The sequence below is a fragment of the Plectonema radiosum NIES-515 genome, assembly GCF_025753815.1.
Lineage (GTDB): Bacteria > Cyanobacteriota > Cyanobacteriia > Cyanobacteriales > Nostocaceae > Hassallia > Hassallia radiosum_A.
This window is the reverse complement of record NZ_JAOWRF010000418.1, coordinates 1-3534: the sequence shown is the minus strand read 5'-3', so window position 1 is coordinate 3534 and position 3534 is coordinate 1. Positions and strand designations below refer to the sequence as shown.

Genomic DNA, 3534 nt, shown 5'->3' with positions numbered 1-3534 from the left:
GACAAGGGGACAAGGGGGACAAGGGGGACAAGGGGACAAGGGGGACAAGGGGACAAAGGGGACAAGGGGGACAAGGGGGACAAGGGGACAAGGGGACAAGGGGACAAGGGGACAAGGGGAACAAAAAAGAATTTCTCCCCCTCTCCTTGTCTCCCTGTCTCCCCCTCTCCTTGTCTCCCCATTCCCTAACATCTGGTAAAATTTGTAAGGTTTCTATAAGCTTTAGCAATGGAATCGACTTGCGTACGGATCGCAATTGATGCAATGGGAGGAGATCACGCACCTGGGGAAATCGTCGCCGGCGCACTGCGGGCACGAGAAGAACTAGGTGTAGAAGTATTGTTGGTTGGTGATCCCCAGCAAATTGAGGCTGCCCTGCCGTCAAAAACAAATTTAGGGCAGATAGAGATAGTCAGCGCAACTGAAGCGATCGCAATGGATGAGGAGCCTTTAAGCGCCATTAGACGCAAACCCAAGGCTTCGATCAATGTGGCGATGAATTTGGTTAAAAATAAGCAAGCAGATGGTGTAGTTAGTGCCGGTCACTCTGGTGCGGCAATGGCAGCTGCTTTGCTCCGTTTGGGACGACTACCGGGAATTGACCGTCCCGCAATTGGCGCTGTATTTCCTACCTTAATAGCGAGTAAACCAGTATTAATACTTGATGTCGGCGCAAATGTAGATTGTCGTCCGAAATTTTTAGAGCAGTTTGCCGTTATGGGGTCGATTTATAGTGAGTATGTCTTGGGTACATCCGACCCCAAAGTAGGTTTGTTAAATATCGGTGAAGAAGATTCAAAGGGAAATGATGCAGCCGTCCGCGCTAACCAAATGTTGCGGGAAAATTCGCAAATTTCTTTTATTGGCAACGCTGAAGGACGTGATGTCCTTTCCGGTCGTTTTGATGTGATTGTCTGTGATGGCTTTGTCGGCAATGTTTTGTTAAAATTCGCCGAAGCCGTCGGGGATATCGTGTTGCAAATTTTGCGCGAAGAGTTACCCCAAGGATTGCGCGGTCAAATTGGCTCGGCAATTTTAAAACCAAACCTGAAGCGGATTAAGCAGCGAGTAGACCACGCAGAACATGGCGGCGGTTTGCTTTTAGGCGTAGCGGGAATTTGTATAATCGGTCACGGCAGTTCCCAAGCGCCTTCGATATTTAATGCAATTCGCATTGCCAAAGAAGCAGTTGATAACTCTGTGCTGCAACGAATTCAGTCTCAATATCAAAATCAAAGCCTTCAGCAGGAAAGCAGTCAATAGTCATTATTGTTTAGAGGCTAATGGCAAATGACAAAAGATATAGACGCGGCTTAAGGTAAGGCAAAACAAAAAGCTGATAGGTGGAGAAATTAGGAGTGCAAAAGTTAGGTGTAGCAATTACAGGAAGCGGTTCGGCAGTACCGACAACTTCTTTAGATAACCAGGGGCTGACTCAACTGGTTGACACATCAGACGAGTGGATCGCCACAAGAACCGGGATTCGTCATCGGCGGTTGGCGGGTACAGATGAATCCTTAAAAACGATCGCTACTATAGCCAGCAAAAAGGCGATCGCCGCTGCCGGAATTACCGCAGCCGACCTAGATTTGATTTTACTCGCCACTTCTACCCCTGACGATCTGTTTGGCACTGCTTGTCAAATTCAAGCTGAATTGGGAGCCACCAAAGCAGTTGCCTTTGACTTGACAGCTGCCTGTTCCGGCTTCGTCTTTGGACTTGTCACCGCAGCCCAATACATCAGAACAGGCGTTTATCAAAACGTATTATTAATTGGAGGAGATATCCTCTCCCGTTGGGTAGATTGGCAAGATAGAGGTACCTGTATATTGTTTGGTGATGGTGCTGGGGCGGTAATATTGCAAGCAAACGAAAGCGATCGCTTGTTAGGATTTCAACTTAAAAGTGACGGCACTCAAAACCACTATCTCAACCTTGCTTACAAAGCCTCTGCCCAAGAACTTATCCCCGGTGTAAATGTCAATAAAGGCAACTTCCAACCCATCACCATGAATGGCAAAGAAGTCTACCGCTTTGCCGTTCAACGAGTTCCAGAAGTCATCGACAAAGCTCTATTTCACGCAAATCTCAGCGTTGACCAAATAGACTGGCTGATATTACATCAAGCAAATCAGCGCATTCTCGATGCCGTAGCTCAACGCCTGAATATTCCAACACATAAAGTTATCAGTAATCTCGCGGAATATGGCAATACCTCTGCTGCCTCTATCCCCCTTGCACTCGATGAAGCAGTGCAACAAGGTAAAATAAAGCAAAATGACATAATTGCTACCTCTGGCTTCGGTGCCGGACTCACTTGGGGGGCAGCAATTTTTCAATGGGGAAGATAGGGACTGGGGACTGGGGATTAGGGACTGGGGACTAGGAAAGAGATTATTCACGTAGATATGTTTGTTCGCAGTTCCCAGTTCCCAGTTCCCAGTAACCAGTCCCCAGTACTCAGTCCCCAATACTTAATTATTAATGACCAATGACTAAAACCGCATGGGTGTTTCCCGGACAAGGTTCCCAAGCACTAGGAATGGGAACCGACTTATTAGATTTACCATCCGCTCAAAATAAATTTGCCCAAGCTGAAGACATTTTGGGCTGGTCTGTGGCAGAAATCTGTCAAAACGAAGAAAAGTTATCAAATACACTTTATACTCAACCGTGTCTTTACGTAGTCGAAAGCATTCTCGCTGACATTCTCCAAGAAAGAGGACACAAACCAGATTTACTTGCCGGTCATAGTTTGGGAGAATATATCGCTTTTTACGTCGCTGGAGTGTTTGAATGGTCTGCGGGGTTGCGCTTGGTGAAGCGTCGTGCTGAACTGATGGATAGTGCCGCAGGTGGGATGATGGCAGCTTTGATGAACTTTGACAAAGAACAGTTAGAACAAGCGATCGCTCAAACCCCCGATGTAGTGCTAGCAAATGATAATAGTGCCGCACAAGTTGTAATTTCCGGCACACCAGAAGCAGTACAAACAGTCATGTCTCAAGTTAAGGCAAAGCGTGCTATCCCTTTAAAAGTTTCTGGAGCATTTCACTCACCCTTAATGGCACCTGCATCTGCCGAATTTCAACAAGTTTTAGAAGCTGTGGAATTTCAACCAGCTATTGTACCAGTATTATCTAATGTAGAACCAGTTCCCTGTGTTGATGCCCAAGTTTTAAAGCAACGTCTAATTAAACAAATGACTAGTTCGGTACGCTGGCAAGAAATTTCTTTACAATTACCACTAAATGGCATTCAGCGAGTAGTAGAAATTGGTCCTGGTAACGTGCTAACTAATTTAATTAAACGCACCTGCTCTGACTTAATCTTAGAAAATGTCCGCAATGCCGCTGAAATACCAAACTAGAGAATAGTTAGGAGTTAGGAGTTAGGAGTTGGGAGTTGGGAGTTGGGAGTTGGGAGTTGGGAGTTGGGAGTTAGTAGTTAGGAGTTAGGAGTTATTATTCACCCCATCTCAAGAACTCTCCCCCTGTCCCCCTGTCCCCCTGTCCCCCTGTTCCCCTGTCCCCC

3 protein-coding genes and 1 pseudogene are annotated in these 3534 nt (G+C 46.4%); all 4 read left to right on the top strand.

The features are described 5' to 3' along the window. A pseudogene (locus OGM63_RS29445) lies at window positions 1–260 on the top strand (hypothetical protein); the annotation flags it as partial. Continuing rightward, complete coding sequence (gene plsX / locus OGM63_RS29440) at window positions 229–1263, top strand: phosphate acyltransferase PlsX (RefSeq protein WP_263749310.1); 1035 nt, start codon at window positions 229–231, stop codon at window positions 1261–1263. The pseudogene OGM63_RS29445 and the gene plsX, both read left to right, overlap by 32 nt. Before the next feature lie 95 nt (window positions 1264–1358). Beyond that, the gene (locus tag OGM63_RS29435) at window positions 1359–2351 is read left to right on the top strand and encodes a beta-ketoacyl-ACP synthase 3 (protein WP_263749309.1); all 993 of its coding nucleotides are present in this window, start codon (window positions 1359–1361) and stop codon (window positions 2349–2351) included. A 140-nt stretch (window positions 2352–2491) separates the two neighbouring features. Next, entirely contained in the window at window positions 2492–3370 is an 879-nt protein-coding gene (fabD, locus tag OGM63_RS29430) for an ACP S-malonyltransferase (protein ID WP_263749308.1), read from the top strand. Window positions 3371–3534 lie beyond the last annotated feature (164 nt).